16 protein-coding genes and 1 pseudogene are annotated in these 15,493 nt (G+C 69.7%); 8 read left to right on the top strand and 9 right to left on the bottom strand.

The genetic code is table 11. The features are described from left to right. Positions 1–45: 45 nt before the first annotated feature. A complete protein-coding gene (locus tag OU415_RS19765) occupies positions 46–510 on the bottom strand; it encodes a hypothetical protein (protein ID WP_270950356.1) in 465 nt (154 codons plus the stop codon). Positions 511–871: 361 nt separating this feature from the next. After that, entirely contained in the window at positions 872–1,462 is a 591-nt protein-coding gene (gene mug / locus OU415_RS19760; protein WP_270950355.1) for a G/U mismatch-specific DNA glycosylase, read from the bottom strand. A gap of 222 nt (positions 1,463–1,684) precedes the next feature. Between mug and OU415_RS19755 the strand changes: the two genes are divergently transcribed. Both OU415_RS19755 and OU415_RS19750 read left to right on the top strand, forming a co-directional pair. Further along, a complete protein-coding gene (locus OU415_RS19755; protein WP_270950354.1) occupies positions 1,685–2,728 on the top strand; it encodes a tyrosine-type recombinase/integrase in 1,044 nt (347 codons plus the stop codon). Between the two features lie 64 nt (positions 2,729–2,792). Next, positions 2,793–3,146, top strand: a complete 354-nt coding sequence (locus OU415_RS19750) for a VOC family protein (RefSeq protein ID WP_270950353.1) — start codon at positions 2,793–2,795, stop codon at positions 3,144–3,146. Between the two features lie 22 nt (positions 3,147–3,168). Here the strand turns inward: OU415_RS19750 and OU415_RS19745 are convergent, their stop codons facing one another. Both OU415_RS19745 and OU415_RS19740 read right to left on the bottom strand, forming a co-directional pair. Next, the gene (locus OU415_RS19745; protein ID WP_270950352.1) at positions 3,169–3,753 is read right to left on the bottom strand and encodes a dihydrofolate reductase family protein; all 585 of its coding nucleotides are present in this window, start codon (positions 3,751–3,753) and stop codon (positions 3,169–3,171) included. A 91-nt stretch (positions 3,754–3,844) separates the two neighbouring features. After that, positions 3,845–4,741, bottom strand: coding sequence for a helix-turn-helix transcriptional regulator (locus OU415_RS19740; protein WP_270950351.1), 897 nt, complete (start codon positions 4,739–4,741; stop codon positions 3,845–3,847). 131 nt (positions 4,742–4,872) lie between these two features. Here OU415_RS19740 and OU415_RS19735 point away from each other — a divergent pair, with 131 nt between their 5' ends. After that, the gene (locus OU415_RS19735) at positions 4,873–5,775 is read left to right on the top strand and encodes an MBL fold metallo-hydrolase (RefSeq protein ID WP_270950350.1); all 903 of its coding nucleotides are present in this window, start codon (positions 4,873–4,875) and stop codon (positions 5,773–5,775) included. Positions 5,776–5,789: 14 nt separating this feature from the next. After that, on the top strand, positions 5,790–7,229 hold the full coding sequence (locus OU415_RS19730; protein ID WP_408641873.1) for a carboxylesterase/lipase family protein: 1,440 nt from the start codon (positions 5,790–5,792) through the stop codon (positions 7,227–7,229). Between the two features lie 61 nt (positions 7,230–7,290). Here OU415_RS19730 and OU415_RS19725 read toward each other — a convergent pair whose 3' ends face one another. Beyond that, on the bottom strand, positions 7,291–8,289 hold the full coding sequence (locus tag OU415_RS19725; RefSeq protein WP_270950349.1) for an esterase/lipase family protein: 999 nt from the start codon (positions 8,287–8,289) through the stop codon (positions 7,291–7,293). Between the two features lie 416 nt (positions 8,290–8,705). Here OU415_RS19725 and OU415_RS19720 point away from each other — a divergent pair. Both OU415_RS19720 and OU415_RS19715 read left to right on the top strand, forming a co-directional pair. Beyond that, positions 8,706–9,395, top strand: a pseudogene (locus OU415_RS19720) (dienelactone hydrolase family protein); the annotation flags it as partial. 9 nt (positions 9,396–9,404) lie between these two features. After that, positions 9,405–10,196 carry a LysR family transcriptional regulator gene (locus OU415_RS19715; protein WP_270950362.1) on the top strand — a complete coding sequence of 264 codons (792 nt, stop codon included), beginning with the start codon at positions 9,405–9,407 and terminating at the stop codon, positions 10,194–10,196. Positions 10,197–10,234: 38 nt separating this feature from the next. Here the strand turns inward: OU415_RS19715 and OU415_RS19710 are convergent, their stop codons facing one another. Continuing rightward, positions 10,235–11,407 carry an epoxide hydrolase family protein gene (locus tag OU415_RS19710; protein WP_270950348.1) on the bottom strand — a complete coding sequence of 391 codons (1,173 nt, stop codon included), beginning with the start codon at positions 11,405–11,407 and terminating at the stop codon, positions 10,235–10,237. 81 nt (positions 11,408–11,488) lie between these two features. Between OU415_RS19710 and OU415_RS19705 the strand changes: the two genes are divergently transcribed. Next, positions 11,489–12,076: a CGNR zinc finger domain-containing protein gene (locus OU415_RS19705; RefSeq protein ID WP_270950347.1), complete on the top strand. Its 588-nt coding sequence runs from the start codon at positions 11,489–11,491 to the stop codon at positions 12,074–12,076. A 52-nt stretch (positions 12,077–12,128) separates the two neighbouring features. Here the strand turns inward: OU415_RS19705 and OU415_RS19700 are convergent, their stop codons facing one another. Then, positions 12,129–12,683 (bottom strand): DUF1697 domain-containing protein, encoded by a 555-nt coding sequence (locus tag OU415_RS19700; protein ID WP_270950346.1) that lies wholly within the window; start codon positions 12,681–12,683, stop codon positions 12,129–12,131. 125 nt (positions 12,684–12,808) lie between these two features. Here OU415_RS19700 and OU415_RS19695 point away from each other — a divergent pair, with 125 nt between their 5' ends. Continuing rightward, entirely contained in the window at positions 12,809–13,498 is a 690-nt protein-coding gene (locus OU415_RS19695) for a GNAT family N-acetyltransferase (RefSeq protein WP_270950345.1), read from the top strand. A 15-nt stretch (positions 13,499–13,513) separates the two neighbouring features. On the opposite strand, the gene OU415_RS19690 is transcribed toward OU415_RS19695, so the two are convergent. Beyond that, positions 13,514–14,659, bottom strand: a complete 1,146-nt coding sequence (locus OU415_RS19690) for a glycosyltransferase family 9 protein (protein WP_270950344.1) — start codon at positions 14,657–14,659, stop codon at positions 13,514–13,516. A gap of 39 nt (positions 14,660–14,698) precedes the next feature. Then, positions 14,699–15,445, bottom strand: coding sequence for an SDR family oxidoreductase (locus tag OU415_RS19685; protein WP_270950343.1), 747 nt, complete (start codon positions 15,443–15,445; stop codon positions 14,699–14,701). Positions 15,446–15,493: the final 48 nt, after the last annotated feature.

Below are 15,493 nucleotides of genomic sequence, written 5' to 3'. Positions count from 1 at the left end.
ATGCAGGTCTGCGCCAGTGCCAAGGCCACCGCTGTTGACGCCTGGTCAGCGCCGCTTCTTCGGCGGGTCCTTGCGCAACAGGTCCGGTCCGATGATCCGCCGCACCACGCGGCGCACCAGGCTGCGCTTCTTCGCCGGCGCAGCAGGCGCCTGCGCAGCGGGTCGGGGCGCGGGCTTGGGCTCCGGCCTGACCTCCGGCGGTGCGACCGCCAGCTGCGGGCCCGTCACGCTCGGCGAAGCAGCCGACGGCTCGGGGTTGAGGAGCTTGGCGAACTCAGGGCGCTCATCGCGGATCGCGGGAATGTAGGGCTGGGTGACCTCCACCCGCTCCGGTGCATCCGCCATCGGGGGCGGCGACGCCGGTCGAGTGGGCAGGACCGCCTCGTTCAACGGCAGCTGACCGACGATGCGGGTCGTCGGCGGCCCGGGATCCGGCCGCGGCGCCTGCTGCGCCTCCGACGGGACCACCGGCTGGAACCACGGTCGAGCAATGTCGTCTTGAATAGTCATCCGTATCGACTCTGCGGGAGCAAACGGCCAGTGTCACCGGAACGGGGTCTTCCCGAACCAGCCGATCAGACCCTACCGGTAACGGACAGATAAAGCACACCCCCGTGTTCCCTAGCTCTCTCCGACGATCACACCCCGTACCAAATGCACTATTCAGCGCAGCGGTGAAGTCCATTTGGAGTAGTTGGGCGCGAAAATGGTTGCCCAGCCAGCACGAACGAACACCGTGAGTACGCGAAATCGGTGTCGATCGTCCACACGGGAACGGCTCGGCCGGCACGCGTCAAGGACAAAGATCACAGCTGGATAACCCCGACGACGAGCTCGTCGCGGCCGGGGCGCGAGGGCGAAACCGGGTTGCTCAGCAGGGGGTTTCGTGGTCGCTCCGGTCGGCCAGGGGTTCGGGGATGGCCGCCTGGCGGAGCTGGCGGAACTCCGAGGCCAGCGTGCCCGCCGTCCAGTGCGCGTTGAGCCCGCTGGGGTTGGGCAGCACCCACACCTGCGCGCCCTCGATCAGCCGGTCCTGGCGCCCCACGGTCGCCCGGCGCTCACCGAAGGCCACCCGGTACGCGGTGATCCCCACCACCGCCACCCACTCCGGCCGGTACTGCCGCACCTTCGCCGCCAGGGTCACGCCGCCGGCGCGCAGCTCGTCATCGGACAACTCCGCCGCACGCGCGCTGGCCCGTGCCACGAAGTTGGTGATGCCCAGCCCGAAGCCCGGCAGTTCGTCCTGCTCGTGCGGCTCCAGCAGCCGCGGGGTGAACCCGGAGTCGTGCAGCACCGGCCAGAACCGGTTGCCCGGGCGGGCGAAGTGGTGCCCGGTCGCGCCCGACCACAGCCCGGGGTTGATTCCGCAGAACAGCACCCGCAGGCCAGGGGAGAGGACGTCCGGGATCCTCGCTCCTTCCGCGGCGTCCAGGTCCTGCGCACTCGGACGGTTCCCCGACAACTCCCACCTCCGGTACGGCAACCCGATTCACCCCGGACCTTAACCGGCCGCCCACCGTCGCTCGGGAGCAACCGCCCCAAGCCGTCCGCCACCCACTCCGGAACCCAATAACGTAACCCGTCAAACAAAACGTAACCCAACCAACGAAACGAAATAAGGACGAGGAGAAACGGACATAATGACACCGCGCATAATCGCGCTTATGTGCGGTAAGGTGTCCACATGGAGATCGTTTCGGGTGCGGGCGCCAGCGTTCGGCCGACGGGGGAGCAAACGGAACTCCTGGCCTCGACGACCAGGACGGGCCACACCGTCACCGCGCTGATCTCGGCCTGGCTGGGCTCGTTCGCCGACTCCTCGGACACCCGCGCCGCCTACGCGCGCGATCTGCGCGAGTACCTCGCCTGGTGCACCCAGCGCGAGCTCGACCCGCTGACCATGCGCCTACCCGAAGTGCAGATGTACGCCGCCCAACTGGCCGCGGCGACCAACCCCCGCACCGGGCGCCCGTTCGCCGCCTCGACCCGAGCGCGCAAACTCGCCGCGGTCTCCAGCTGGTACACCTTCCTCGTGCGCGCCGGCGCGATCGACGCCAACCCCGCCCGCGACGCGGCCCGTCCCCGCTACGACCGCAGGCATTCCACGACGGCCAGCGTCTCCGAAGAGCAAGCCGCGCAGATGCTGACCAGCAGCCGCGACTACGCGCACCGCACCCTCGGTCCGCAAGCGGCAGCGCTGACCATGATGCTGCTGGTCGACCTGGGCATCCGGGTGTCGGAGCTGTGCAACGCCGACCTGGCCGATCTCGGTCAGCGCGACGGGATGCGGGTGCTGACCGTGCGGATGAAGGGCGGCAAGGTCCGCACCCGTCCCATCCCGGCACCGCTGGCGCCGGTCCTCGACGACTACCTGCGGTCCCGGCCGTCCGATGTGGACACGACCGCGCTGCTGGTCACCCGCAACGGCGACCGCGTCAACCGGCACCAGGTCTACCGGCTCGTGCAGACCCTGGCCGCGCAAGCCGGAGTGCCGATGCCCCAGCGGATCACCCCGCACTCGATGCGGCACGCCTTCAACACCATCGCCCGGGAAAGGGGAGCGGCGCTGGAAGACCGCCGCGACGCCCTCGGGCACTCCTCGGCCGCGATCACCCAGCTCTACGACCACGTCGCCCTGTCCCTGACCCGCGACCCGGCCCACCTCGTCGCCGGAGCAACCCACCGAGGGGACCCGAAAGCACCGGAATCCCAAGAGGAATCACCTTGATCAGTTATGTCACGGTGACGAAAATGATCATCCGCGGGAGAGACGACGCGAAAGGACTGACAGCATGGCGAACCGCTGGGGAGGCGTGACCATCGACTGCATCGACGTGGAACGGGTAGCGCGTTTCTGGAGCACCCTCCTGGACCGCCCGCAGGGACCCACGCGGCCCGGCTGGATCTACCTCGGCCACCCCGACGACGTGCAGCCCCGCCTCGTCTTCCAACCGGTGACCGAACCGAAGCGCGGCAAAACGCGCCTGCACCTCGACATCGTCGTCGACGACATCGATCAGGGCATCTCCCAGGTCACGGCGCTCGGCGGCCGGTTCACCGGCGAACGGCACGACTACGACGAGGGAGTGGTCGTGGTGATGGCCGATCCCGAGGATCACGAGTTCTGCCTGGCCCAGTACTACTGACGCTCAACGGGATGCCGGGCACTCACCGGCGGGTGTAGTGCGCGATGATCACGCCCTTGCCGGTCGTGACGCTCCCGGTGAGCTCGAACTCGGTCAGCGGGGCGGGACCGTCGAACAGCCGCGCACCGCCGCCCAGGGTCAGCGGGTGGATCAGCAGCGTGTAGTGGTCGATCAGGCCGGCGGCGTGCAGGTTTCGCACCAGCGACGCGCTGCCGTTGATCGAGAGGTCGTTTCCGGGCTGGACCTTGAGCTCGGCCACGGTGTCGGCGGCATCGCCGCGCAGCAGGATCGAGTTCTGCCAGGCATCCGTGTCGGGCAGGGTCCGCGATACGACGTACTTGGTGGCCGCGTTCATGTGCGCGGTGAACGGGTTGCCGTCGGTCGCGCGTCCCCACGCGGCGGTGAAGTCCTGCCAAGTCCTCCGCCCGAACAGCATGTCTCCGGGGTTGGCCATGCCCTTGCCGAGCTCACGGCCCATGACCTCGTCGTTGTACTGCGGGCCCCAGCCCCCGTGCGCGAAGCCACCGCGGGTGTCCTCGTCCGGGCGGCCGAGTCCCTGGACGACGCCGTCGAGGGTGACGAACATCGTGGCCCTGATCGAACGCATCGAACCCCGTCCCCCTGTGCGTGGGACCGCTGGCGTGCGGCCCGGTCATCTCCGTGCCAACGCTGGGGTAGACCTGGCACGGCCGCAGGACTCATCGCTGCACGCGAAGGTCTTCCACCATGCTCGGCGCCGGCTCGCGCGGGGTTGTTGCCAGTTGGGCCAGGAGTTCGAGGGTGTCGGTGGAGGGGGAGTTGTCCTCGGTGGTGACCACGACGAGGGACTGCTCCGGGGAGTGGGTGAGCTGGAGGCTCTGCTGGGTGATGGTGAGCTCGCCGACCAGCGGGTGGTGCAGCCGGAACGAGTCACCCACGCAGGGTTTGGCCCGGTGGTCGCCCCACAGCGCGACGAACTCCGGGCACTTCACCGACAGCTCGCCGACCAGCGAAGCCAGCAGCGCGTCCTCGGGGTGACGGCCTGCGGCGATCCGGAGGCTGGCCACCAGTCCCCGCGCCTTGCGGTCCCAGTCCGCGTAGAGCTCGCGGGTGTGCGGGTCCAGGAACAGCATCCGGACCAGGTTGGGGCGCTGCCCCGGGTGGTCCGGGGCGGTCGGGTCGATGTGCCCGGCCAGCAGGGCGTGCCCCATCGGCGTCCACGCCAGCACATCGGTTCGCCGGCCGACGACCAGCGCGGGCACGTTGCCCAGCGACCGCAGTAGTTCGCGGGTCATCGCGTTGACGCGCTCCACCGGAGGGCGTTTGTGCGGGCGGGGGCGCTGGGCGGCGAGTTCGTGCAGGTGGGTGCGTTCGTGATCGTCCAGGCGCAGTGCGGTGGCCAGGGCGTCGAGCACGCCGTCGGAGGCGTTGGTCGACTGGTTCTGCTCCAGGCGCGTGTAGTACGAGACGCTGACGCCCGCCAGCTGCGCGAGTTCTTCGCGGCGCAGTCCGGCAACGCGGCGGTGACCCGGTGGCGTGATCAGTCCGACGTCTTCCGGTTGCAGACGTGCCCGCCGCGCTCGCAGGAACTCGCCGAGGTGACCTGAACTGCCCATGTCCCCACTATGCCTTCAGCGCTGCCGGTGAGCCTGACCCTGTCAGTGGTACGCACAGCCGGGGCTGGTTGCGGGGGCACCGCGGGGCGCAGGCTCGGGGAGAGCTGAATCGAGAGCCTTTCGGAGCAATCATGCGAGAAATCGTGCTGGGCGGGGTCGAGATCACCCGGGTCGTCGAGTACTACGGGTCGATCGCGATGTCGCCGTCCGCCTTCGTGCCGGATGCGCCGGCGCAGACGTGGCGGGACAACGAGTCGTGGCTGGTGCCGGACTTCCTGGACCCGGCCGCGGACGAGTGCGTGTGCGCGGTGCAGACCTGGGTGCTGCGCAGCCAGGGGCGGACGATCCTGGTCGACACCGGCGTCGGCAACCACAAGGAGCGGCCGGACACCGAGTTGTGGGACCACCTCGACACCGATTTCCTCGGCGACCTCGCCCGTGCCGGGGTCCGGCCCGAGGACGTCGACCTGGTGATCAACACCCACCTGCACATCGACCACGTCGGCTGGAACACGCGGCTGGAGGGCGAGGACTGGGTGCCGACGTTCCCCAACGCGACCTACCTGATCTCGCGCGCCGACTTCGACTTCTGGAACCCCGCCAACGGCCACCCCTCGGCGCAGCGCCCCGATTCCCGGAACCTCTTCTACGACAGCGTCGATCCGGTGCACCGAGCAGGCCAAACCCTGCTGTGGGAGGACGAACACGTCATCGACGACAACCTGCGCCTGGTTCTCGCGCCTGGGCACACCCCCGGATCGTCGGTGCTGAGCTTGGATTCCGGTGGTGATCGGGCGCTGTTCATCGGGGACATGCTGCACGCCCCGGTGCAGTTCCTCGAACCCGATGCCAACAGCTGCTTCTGCGAGGACCCGGTCCAGGCGCGGGCCACTCGGCGCAAGGTGCTGGGGCAGGCCGCCGACACCGGCACCCTGGTGCTGCCCGCGCATCTCGGCGGGCACGGCGGTGCGGAAGTCGTGCGGGAGGGCGAGAAGTTCGCCATCAAGTCGTGGGCACCGTTCGCCCGGATCTGACAGGAGGACAACTGGTGTCCGACCCCATCGTGACCACCACCCGCGGAGCCGTGCGCGGAACCACCAGCGGCAGCGTGCGGCGCTTCCTGGGCATCCCGTATGCCGCTGCGCCCCGGGGTATCGACCGGTTCGCCCCGCCTGCCGCACATCAGTCCTGGTCAGGCGTTCGCGATGCCGGTCTGCCCGGGCCGACCGCACCCCAGGCGCGGCGGGGCGGGTTCGCTGCGCTGGACATGTCACCGTTCTTCGGCCCTGGCTGGGTCCGCGGGGAGGACTACCTCACCGTCAACGTCTGGGCGCCGCAGCAGGCTCAGGGCTGCCCGGTGATGGTCTTCGTGCACGGCGGTGGGTTCGTCTCCGGTTCGACCCGGTCCCCGCTCTACGACGGCAGTGCGTTCGCCCGCGATGGTGTGGTTCTGGTGACGGTGAACTACCGGCTGGGCATCACCGGGTTCCTCGACGTGCCCGGTGCCGCGCGCAACCGCGGACTGCTCGACATCATCGCCGCGCTGCGGTGGGTGCAGGACAACGTCGAGGCTTTCGGCGGCGATCCGGGCAATGTCACGGTGTTCGGCCAGTCCGCTGGTGCCACGCTCGTCGCTGCGCTGCTCGCCGATCCCGAGGCCAGCGGGTTGTTCCGGCGCGCGATCGTGCAGAGCGGCAACGGGCTCGGGGCGTTCTCCCCGGAGCAGGCCGCGGTGGTGACCCGCGCGGCGGCCACGGCTCTCGGCGTCGAGCCGAGCGCCGCTGGATTCGGTGCCGTACCGGACGAGCGGCTGGTCGAGATCATGCCCGAGTTCAGCGGCCTGGACCTGCAGACGGAGCGGGAGTTCGATCCTCTGGTGGGGCTCACCCCGTTCGACGTGGTTCTCGAGCGCCAGCCCGCCGACAGCGACTTGGCGGACGTGGACCTGCTCGTGGGTTCCAACTCCGAGGAAGGCAACCTCTACCTCGCACCGCAAGGGGATCTGGCCACCTCGACCTCCGCTGACGTGCGCGAACTCGCCACCCGCGTGCACCGGGATCCGGACGCGCTGATCGCGGCCTACCGGGCGCAGCGGCCGGGGGCCGGTCACGGCGAGCTGCGCTCGGCGATCCTCGGTGACGCGATGTTCGCAGCCGGCGGTCGCAGGCTGGCTGATGCCCACGGCAATGCGCACGTCTACGAGTTCGCCTGGGGTTCGTCCGCTGTGGACGGTCAGCTCGGTGCGGCGCACTCGGTCGAGCTGCCGTTCGTCTTCGACCTGCTCGACCTGCCGGTGCTGCGCGGCCCGCAGGGGTTGCTCGGGGCGGGGGATCCGCCGGAGGCGTTGGCGAAGGAGATGCACGCCGCGTGGATCTCCTTCCCCACCACCGGAGATCCCGGCTGGCCCCGGTTGGCGGAAGGGGGCCTTCTGCGGCGTTTCGACGCGGTGTCCCGAACCGCCACGGCCCGCGATCTGTCCATGTGGTGAGCCATCGAGCACCCTTGATCAGTACTGTCACGGTGACGAAATGATCAAGGGTGCTCGGTCATCACCGCGGCAGGTCGTCACCCTTGTACGTGGCGGCCTTGAACGCCACCTTCAACGGGGACCAACCGTTCTCGGTGGTGAAGGGCCCGCCATCGGCTCCGTGGTGCCAGTAGCGCAAGCAGAAGCCGCCCGCGCCCTTGAGCTTGCGCAGCCCGCTGTGGCTGACGTTCGGGTCCGAGCAGTCGGGAATGCCGTTGTCGCTGAGATCCTCGTCGTAGCCGTACTTCTGGTGCGCGAAGTGGCCCTTGTCGATACCGGAGTAGTACGACACCGTCTGGTCCTCCAGGGACCCGGCGAGGCTCCAGTCGATCCCGGCGGCCCACGGATCGTCCAGACCGCGGTCACCTCGACCCGGCGCGGACTCGTGCAGCTTCTCGATGAACCCCGATCCGCCCTCGCTCTTCGGGGTCATCTGGTTCCACTGCCCCGTGCAGTTGTCGTCCGGGCTGGCATCGGGATTGCTGCACCCGTTGATCAAGCCCTGGTGCGGGGTGCCGAGCGTGACGATGTTGTCCACGGCCACCTTCGGCGGGAACCCCTTCCAGCCCTCACCGGTGCCCAGCACCGCGACGCGGGTGATCAGCCCGCCCATCGAGTGCGCGACGATGTCGACGTTCTCGCCCTTGCTGGTGTAGTTCCGGTAGATGTAGTTCGCGAAGTCCTTCGCGATGTCCTGGATCGGGCGGTCGCGGGTCGCCTCGCCATCACCGATCACGTCATCGCAGTGCTCGGCATCGCCCTTGTAGTAGCCGATCGTGCGCATCGAGGAGCGATCCCGGCCGCCGCTGTCGTGGAAGTACTGCAGGGCCGTGTCCCAGGTCGACTCGTTGCACTTGGTGGGCGGTTCGGGGTTGTAGCCGTGCACCAGCAGCATCGTGTTCTGCTTGGCGGCCGGGGCGGGTTCGTCGGCTCCCGCGGCCTGGACCGGTGCCGGGATGCTCAGGGCGAGTCCCGCGGTGGCGAGCGCGGCGATCACTGCGTGCCAGCGTCGGTTGGTCATCGAGCACACTCCCGTCGGTCGACGTCGACGCGCGACCCTGGCAGCGCCCCGCATCCGGACGACATCGCGGCCCGTTGAGCCCAGCACTCCAGTCCTCGACGACGCCCGGCCGGCGGGCACCTGATGTCGGTCCCGCCGACCCTAGGTACGCGAACTCGACATCCGCGGACGAACGCGCAGGTTTCGCTCCCGTGGAGCAGTCAGGTTGCCCCGACCGGATGACCCCGGGCGTTCCCGATCGCCGCGAAAAACCGTTGGCGGATCACGGCGACCACTGCTAGCTTTCCGGAGGCCGTGCGAGAGAACGAGGAGGTGGTACCCGTGAACGCATCGACATGGGTGCTCCCCTCCGGGGTCACGGTCGGGCGATAGGTCGTCCGGGAGCGCCGTCACGAGCACTCCCGAAAGGCACGACCATGCGATTCACCGCCGAACAGCGCCTCGACGACGGTGTCCTCGAGCGCGAGTTCACCCTCGGTGAGGTCCCCGGCATCCTGTGGACGCCCGCATCCGCACCGGCACCGCTGATCCTGCTCGGCCACCCCGGCGGACTGCACAAGATGTACCCCCGACTGGTGGGCCGGGCCCGGCGCTCGGCGGCGGAAGGCTTCGCCACGGCCACCATCGAGCTGCCCGGCAGCGGCGACCGACCCCGCTTGGCCACCGCCGAGCAGGCCCGCGCCGACCTGCGCCAGGCGCTGGACGCCGGTGAGCCGGTCAGCGACGAGATCGTCGACCGGCTGGTCCTCCCGCTGGTCGACGAGGCGGTCCCGGAAGGGCGGGCCGTCCTGGACGCTCTGCTCTCGCTGCCCGAGATCGGCGGCCCGGTCGGGTACTCGGGAGGCGTGATCGCCATCGGCATCCGGTTGGCCGTGGTCGAGCCGCGCATCTCGGCCGCCGGATTCTTCGCCGGGAGTTTCGTGCCCGCCGCCATGCTCGACGAGGCCCGGCAGATCACCATTCCGCTGCACGTCCTGCTGCAGTGGGACGACGAAGGCAACGATCGGCAGCGGGCCCTGGACCTGTTCGACGCCTTCGGCTCCGAGGAGAAGACGCTGCACGCCAACATGGGCGGGCACACCGGCGTCCCGCAGTTCGCGGGGGAGGACGCGGCCATCGACCTCGGCGTCTCGCAGGCCGCCGTCTCCCGCACCTTGGCCTCGCTGGAGGCAGCGCTCGGCGTACGGCTGCTGCGGCGCACCAGCCGCGAGGTCGCCCCGACCGCGGCCGGCTCGCGGGTGCTGGCCCGCGCCCGCCGCGTCCTGGCCGAAACCGACGACCTGGTGCGCGAAGCCACCACCGGGCACACCCACCTGCGCATCGGCTACGCCTGGTCGGCGATGGGCCGCCACACCGTGCAGTTCCAGCGCCGCTGGGCGCGGCTGTTCCCCGAAACCGAACTGCAGCTGGTGCGCACCAACTCCGCCACCGGCGGGCTCGCCGAAGGTGCCTGCGATATCGCCGTGGTGCGCACCGAACCCGACCAGCGGCGCTTCGACGGGGTGATCGTCGGGTTGGAACGACGTCACCTCGCGATGGCCGCCGACGACCCGTGGGCGCGCCGCCGCTTCGTCCGCCTCGCCGAGATCAGCGACCGGACGGTGCTCATCGACCGGCGTTCGGGCACCACGACCACCGACCTGTGGCCACCGGAGAAGCGCCCGGCCGTGGAGTACACCCACGAGGTCGACGACTGGTTGACCGTGATCGCCACCGGTCGCTGCGTCGGCATCACCGCGGAAGGCACCGTCGCCCAGTACCCCCGGCCCGGTGTGGTGTTCCGCCCGGTGCGCGACGCCGCGCCGATCCCGGTCCGGCTGATCTGGTGGCGCGACGACCCGCACCCGCTCGCAGACAAGGCCACCCGGCTGCTCACCGAGCTCTACGGGACCCCGGAGCGGGCGTGATCCGCCATGCCGGCCAAGGCGCGTTCAGGCTGACGCGGTCACCGATTGGCGGCCAGCACTGCTGCGAGGCCTTCTCGCAGGTCCTTGACGAAGTACTGGGGAACCTCCAGCGACGGGAAATGCCCTCCGGCTTCGGGTGACTTCCACCGGACGATCTGCCGGTACCGCTCCTGCGCCCAGGGGCGCGGGCACTTCTCGACGTCGCGGGGGTACATGGTGAGTGCTGAGGGGACGTCGACCCGGAGTTCGGGGTCCAGCGAGTTGTGACTTTCGTAGTAGATGCGGGCCGCCGATGCGCCGGTCCGCGTCAGCCAGTACAGGGTGACGTCGTCGAGAATCCTGTCCCTGGACATCGTTTCGAACGGGCTGTCCTCGGCGTCCGACCACTCGGCGAACTTGTCGAGGATCCAGGCGAGGAGCCCGACCGGTGAGTCGACGAGCGAGTAGCCGATGGTCTGCGGTCGGGTCGCCTGCTGCTTCGCGTACGCCGCGCGGTGGCGCCAGAAATCGCGGGTTTCCTCGACCCACTCGCGCTCGACCGCCGTCAGTCCGTCGGTTGTCAACCCGGGCGGTCCTTCCGCGAACGTGGTGTGGATGCCGAGGACGTGTGCGGGGAACCGGCCACCGAGAACTGTGGTGATGTTGCCTCCCCAGTCGCCGCCGTGGGCGGTGAACTCGCTGTAGCCGAGCCTTCCCATCAGTTCCACCCATGCGGCCGCGATCTTCTCGGTGCCCCACCCGGTGGTGGTCGGCTTGTCGCTGTAACCGAAGCCGGGTAGCGACGGGACTACGACGTGGAACGCAGGCGCGTCGGCATCTTTCGGATCTGCCAGCTCGTCCACTGCGTCGATGAACCGAACGATGCTGTCCGGCCAGCCGTGCGTGAGGACCAGAGGAGTGGCGTCCGCGCGGGCGGATCGGCGGTGCAGGAAGTGGATTCCCAGCCCATCGATGGTCGTGCGGAACTGGCCGATGCGGTTGAGGCGCTCTTCGAACGACCGCCAGTCGTACTCGGTGCGCCAGTAGTCCACGACGTCGACGAGGTCGGCGAGCGGAACGCCCTGTTCCCATCGGCGGGCGTCGGGTGCTGCGCGATGGACCGTCTCGGCCTCCGGTAGCCGCGTCGCGGCCAGTCTCGCGCGCAGATCGTCGAGCTCGGCGTCAGTTGCGTGGGCTTCGAATGCTTGCACGTCGCTGGTTGGGCGGGGCATGAGACCTCCTGGCCATGATGGAACCGGCTAAGGCGGTTCTACCTGTCTTCATGCCGGTGTGCAACCTGCTAAGGTGGTTCCATGCGTGCCGAGTTCCCCGAATTCCGCCTCGGTAACGTGCTGGCGACCAGCTTCACGGCGACTCTGACGGAGCGTCAGGGCGACGCGGTCGAGCGCATTCCCACCCCGCACCGGCTCATCGACTGGCTGGCGGTGAACGACCTCGCCGTGGACTCCTGCACCACCGCCCAGCTCGACCTCGCTCGGGAACTGAGGGAATCGATCCACGCCGCCGCCACCGCGACCGCGATCCAGGACGACCTCCCCGCATCTGCTGTCCAAGTCATCAACGACTGCAGCGCTCAGGGTCGGGCCGCGGCTGTCCTGACGCCTGGGGGCAAGCGGCGATGGCAGCTCAGCTCGGCTTGCAGCGTGGAAGATGCCCTCAGCGTGATCGCCGCCGACGCGATCAGCATCATCGCAGGCGAACGAGACGGAAAACTGGCCTTGTGCGCCTCACCGACCTGCCGCGCCGCCTTCTTCGACACCAGCCAAAGCCGCACCCGCAAGTGGTGCGACATGAACACGTGCGGGAATCGTCAGAAGAAAGCGCGCTTCCACGCCAAGCAGCGCAAGAACGGAACTGCCGCACGGGCGGACGTCAGCTGATCTGGCTTGCCCGCGGGAATCCTGATTGCTCCGCGGCATGGGTGATCGCTGCTCACCCGGAGGTCGGGTGGTCGCCCGCGAGCTCGGCCAGTGCGGTCACCGTCCGCCAGTTTCGGGCGGTCAGCTCCACGCCCAAGCGGCGCTGGAGGTAGGCGGCGGTGACTTTGGACCGTCCCGCACCGGCCGGGTAGTGCAGGTACAGCTCGCGGCCGCGCAGCAGCACCTGCTCAGGGGCTCCCGCAGGCACGTCCAGCGCCGCGACCCGTTCGGCATCGGGCTCGGCGGCCAGGAACGCCACGTGCAGCTTGGCCAGGTCGTCCTGCTGCCCGGCGAAGGGGTGGGATTCGGCCACGGCGGTGATCTCGGCGGCGGTGCGGACCAGAACCGCAGTGTCCAACCCCAGGTCGGTGGCCAAGTGGGCTCGTACCTGCTGCTCCACCACCCGCGGGTCGTGTTCTGCGGTGGTGAACACGACGTTGCCGCTGCGCAGGTACGTCGTCACATCACGACCACCGAGGTCGCTGATCGCGGTTCGCAGATCAGCCATGGCGAGACTGCCGCGCGATCCGAGGTTGACCGCGCGCAACAACGCGACGCAAGTGAGCACGGCAGCAATCCTTCCACTACAACCCCGATCAGCGCTGGACATCCCCGCGACGACCCCGGAATCGGACGGTCCGGCGGTCCGTACGATGACCAGGCACGGTTCCCGAACAGGAGAGGCTCAGCACGATGGTGGAGTGTCAGGTCACCGTACTCGACGATCCGGTGGGTGAGTCGCTCCGCGGGAACCACGCGCACCTGGCTCGTCGAATCGGCCGGGCCGCCACCTACGCGCCGGGCGTTGCGACGTTCTCGTCGATCACCTCGGAGCCGGACGCCTGGAACGATCTCGCCCGGCTGCTCGGGCCCGGGCAGTTCGCCGACATGTTCAGCTGCGCGGCAACACCGCCGTCGGACTGGGAACCGGTCTTCGAACTCGACGGTCTCCAGATGATCTGGGCCGGCCACGACCGGCCGAATCCCGCGGCGACCACCGGTGTGGTCGAGCTGGGCGAGCAGGACGTGCCGGACATGCTGGACCTGGTCGAGCGGACCCGTCCGGGCCCGTTCTGGTCGCGCACCCGCGAACTCGGCACCTACCTCGGCATCCGCGACGGCGGTGCGTTGGAGGCCATGGCCGGTGAGCGACTCCGGCCGCCGGGCTGGACCGAGATCAGCGCCGTGTGCACCGCGCCCGAAGCGCGCGGGCGAGGCCACGCCGCCCACCTGATCAACGCACTCGTCGCGCGCATCGTGGCGCGCGGTGAACGTCCTTTCCTGCACGTCGTGGAAACCAACACCGGCGCGATCGCCCTCTACGAGCGGTTGGGCTTCGAAACCCGCAAACGCGTGACCTTCCGGGGATTCCGCACGCCGTGACGGCCTCCAGCGGCCTCATCGCTCAGGCGGGGCCGGGAGGTGGGAGACCAGCAGGTCGTCCACTGAGTACATCAGCTCGGTGCGGCCGCCGAACAGCGCGTGCACACGGGCAGCGTGGTCGCGCATCGCGGTATCGAAGTCCTGGCCGGCCAGCAGCAGTGCCGCTCCGTCGAGGAGCGCGGGCAGGTCTGCGTCGATGCGGGCCGCCGACATGCTCGGGGAGCGGGGACCGTCGTCCTCGACCGGGTCGGGGGTGTTGCCCAGCAGCAGGTAGCAGGGGAAGCGCTGCAGGTCGGGCAGCACGGAGTGGAACGGCACGCCGGGGTTGAAGTAGTACTCGGCCCAGTCGTTGCCCGCCAGCGCCAGCCACGGTGTGCCCGCGGCCATCGCGGCGAAGGCGAATCCGCTGTGCGGGGACAGCAGCATGTCGCAGCGCTGCAGCGCGGCCAGCTGCTGCGCCAGCGGGACGTCGACGGCCCACACCACGTGCGGGGCGACCTCGGCCAGGGCTTCGAACTCCGCGTGGGTGAAGCCGGTGCTGGTGCGCCCGTCGTCGGCGTGCTTGCCGGTCAGGCAGAACCGGGCCTGCGGCCAGCGTTGCGCGAAGGCCTCCAGGACGTGCTGCCACGACGCCAGCGACGGGTAGCGCCAGCGTTCGGCGCTGCCACCGGGCAGCACGGCGATCGTGGGACCGTCGTGGTCGGGCAGCAGCTCGGCGGCCCAGTCCCGGGCGGGCTGTGGCAGCGCCAGCCGGAGCGGGTTGCGCGGTCGGTAGGACGGTGCGGGTGCGCCGACCTGGGTGTGGCCGTTGGTGGTGCGGAAGTGCTGGGCGGCGAGCTCGTAGTAGTGCTTCAGGCCGGGGAAGTACTGGTGCTGCCAGGCCTGGTGGCCGCGCGGGTCGTCGACTACCCAGTCCCACTCGGCCGGGACGTGCGCCAGGACCTCGGGACCAGGGGGCTCGAACACGTCGATGTCCACTGTGTACACGTCGTCGATCGCGTCGCACCAGTCGGCCAGCTGCACCGCGGTCGCGGAGTTGAGCACCACCCCGATGCGCCGGTCCGGATCGGCCCGCCGGTAGCCCAGGGCGTACTGCAGCGCCTCCACGGCATGCCCGACCGGGTGGCAGTAGACGAAGTTGACCAGCAACGACTCACCCACGACCTCCAGGTTAGGGGCCGCAGCAACCGGTTTTCCGCTTCACAGCCCGCCGGCGACGCGCAGCACGGCCCCGCTGGTGTAGGCCGATTCCGGACCGAGCAGCCAGCCGATGGCCGGCGCGATGTCCTCGGGTTCCCCGGCGCGGCCCATCGGCACTCGCGACACGGCGGTCTCGAGGCGTTCGGGAACACCGGCACCGGCGTGGATGTCGGTGCGCACCAGGCCCGGTGCCACCGCGTTGACCCGCACCCCGTCCTGGGCGAGCTCCTTGGCCAAACCGGCGGTGAAGGCGTCCACTGCGGCCTTGGCGCCGGCGTAGTGGACGTACTCGTGGGCCGCGCCGAGCGTGGCGGCACCGGAGGAGACGTTGACGATCGCCCCGCCTGGCCCGCCGCGCCGGGTGGACATCACCTGCGCGGCGCGGCGCGAGCAGAGCACGGTGCCGAGGAAGTTGACGTCGATGACCTGCCGGATCACCTCGACCGGGGTGTCGGCCAGGTCGCCGACGTGCGCGGTCAGCCCGGCGTTGTTGACCAGACCGGTCACCGGGCCCAGCTGCTCGGCGGTCTCGTCGAACAGCCGGTCCACATCGGATTCCTGGCTGACGTCGGCGCGCACCAGCACGCAGCGCCCCCCGTGCGAGGTGACCTGGTCCGCGACTTCCTCGGCGCTGCTGCGGTTCCCGCGGTAGCAGAGCGCGAGGTCGTGTCCGGCGCGGGCCAGCCACAACGCGGTGGCCGCGCCGATTCCTCGACTGCCACCGGTGATGATGGTGATGGGACGCATCCGCTGATCATGCCATCCGCTTCCGAACCCCCACCGGAATCCCGGATG

This window comes from Saccharopolyspora oryzae (assembly GCF_027853915.1).
Taxonomy (GTDB): domain Bacteria; phylum Actinomycetota; class Actinomycetes; order Mycobacteriales; family Pseudonocardiaceae; genus Saccharopolyspora; species Saccharopolyspora oryzae.
The sequence above is the reverse complement of the archived record's forward strand: the minus strand, read 5'-3'. Positions and strand labels throughout refer to the sequence as shown.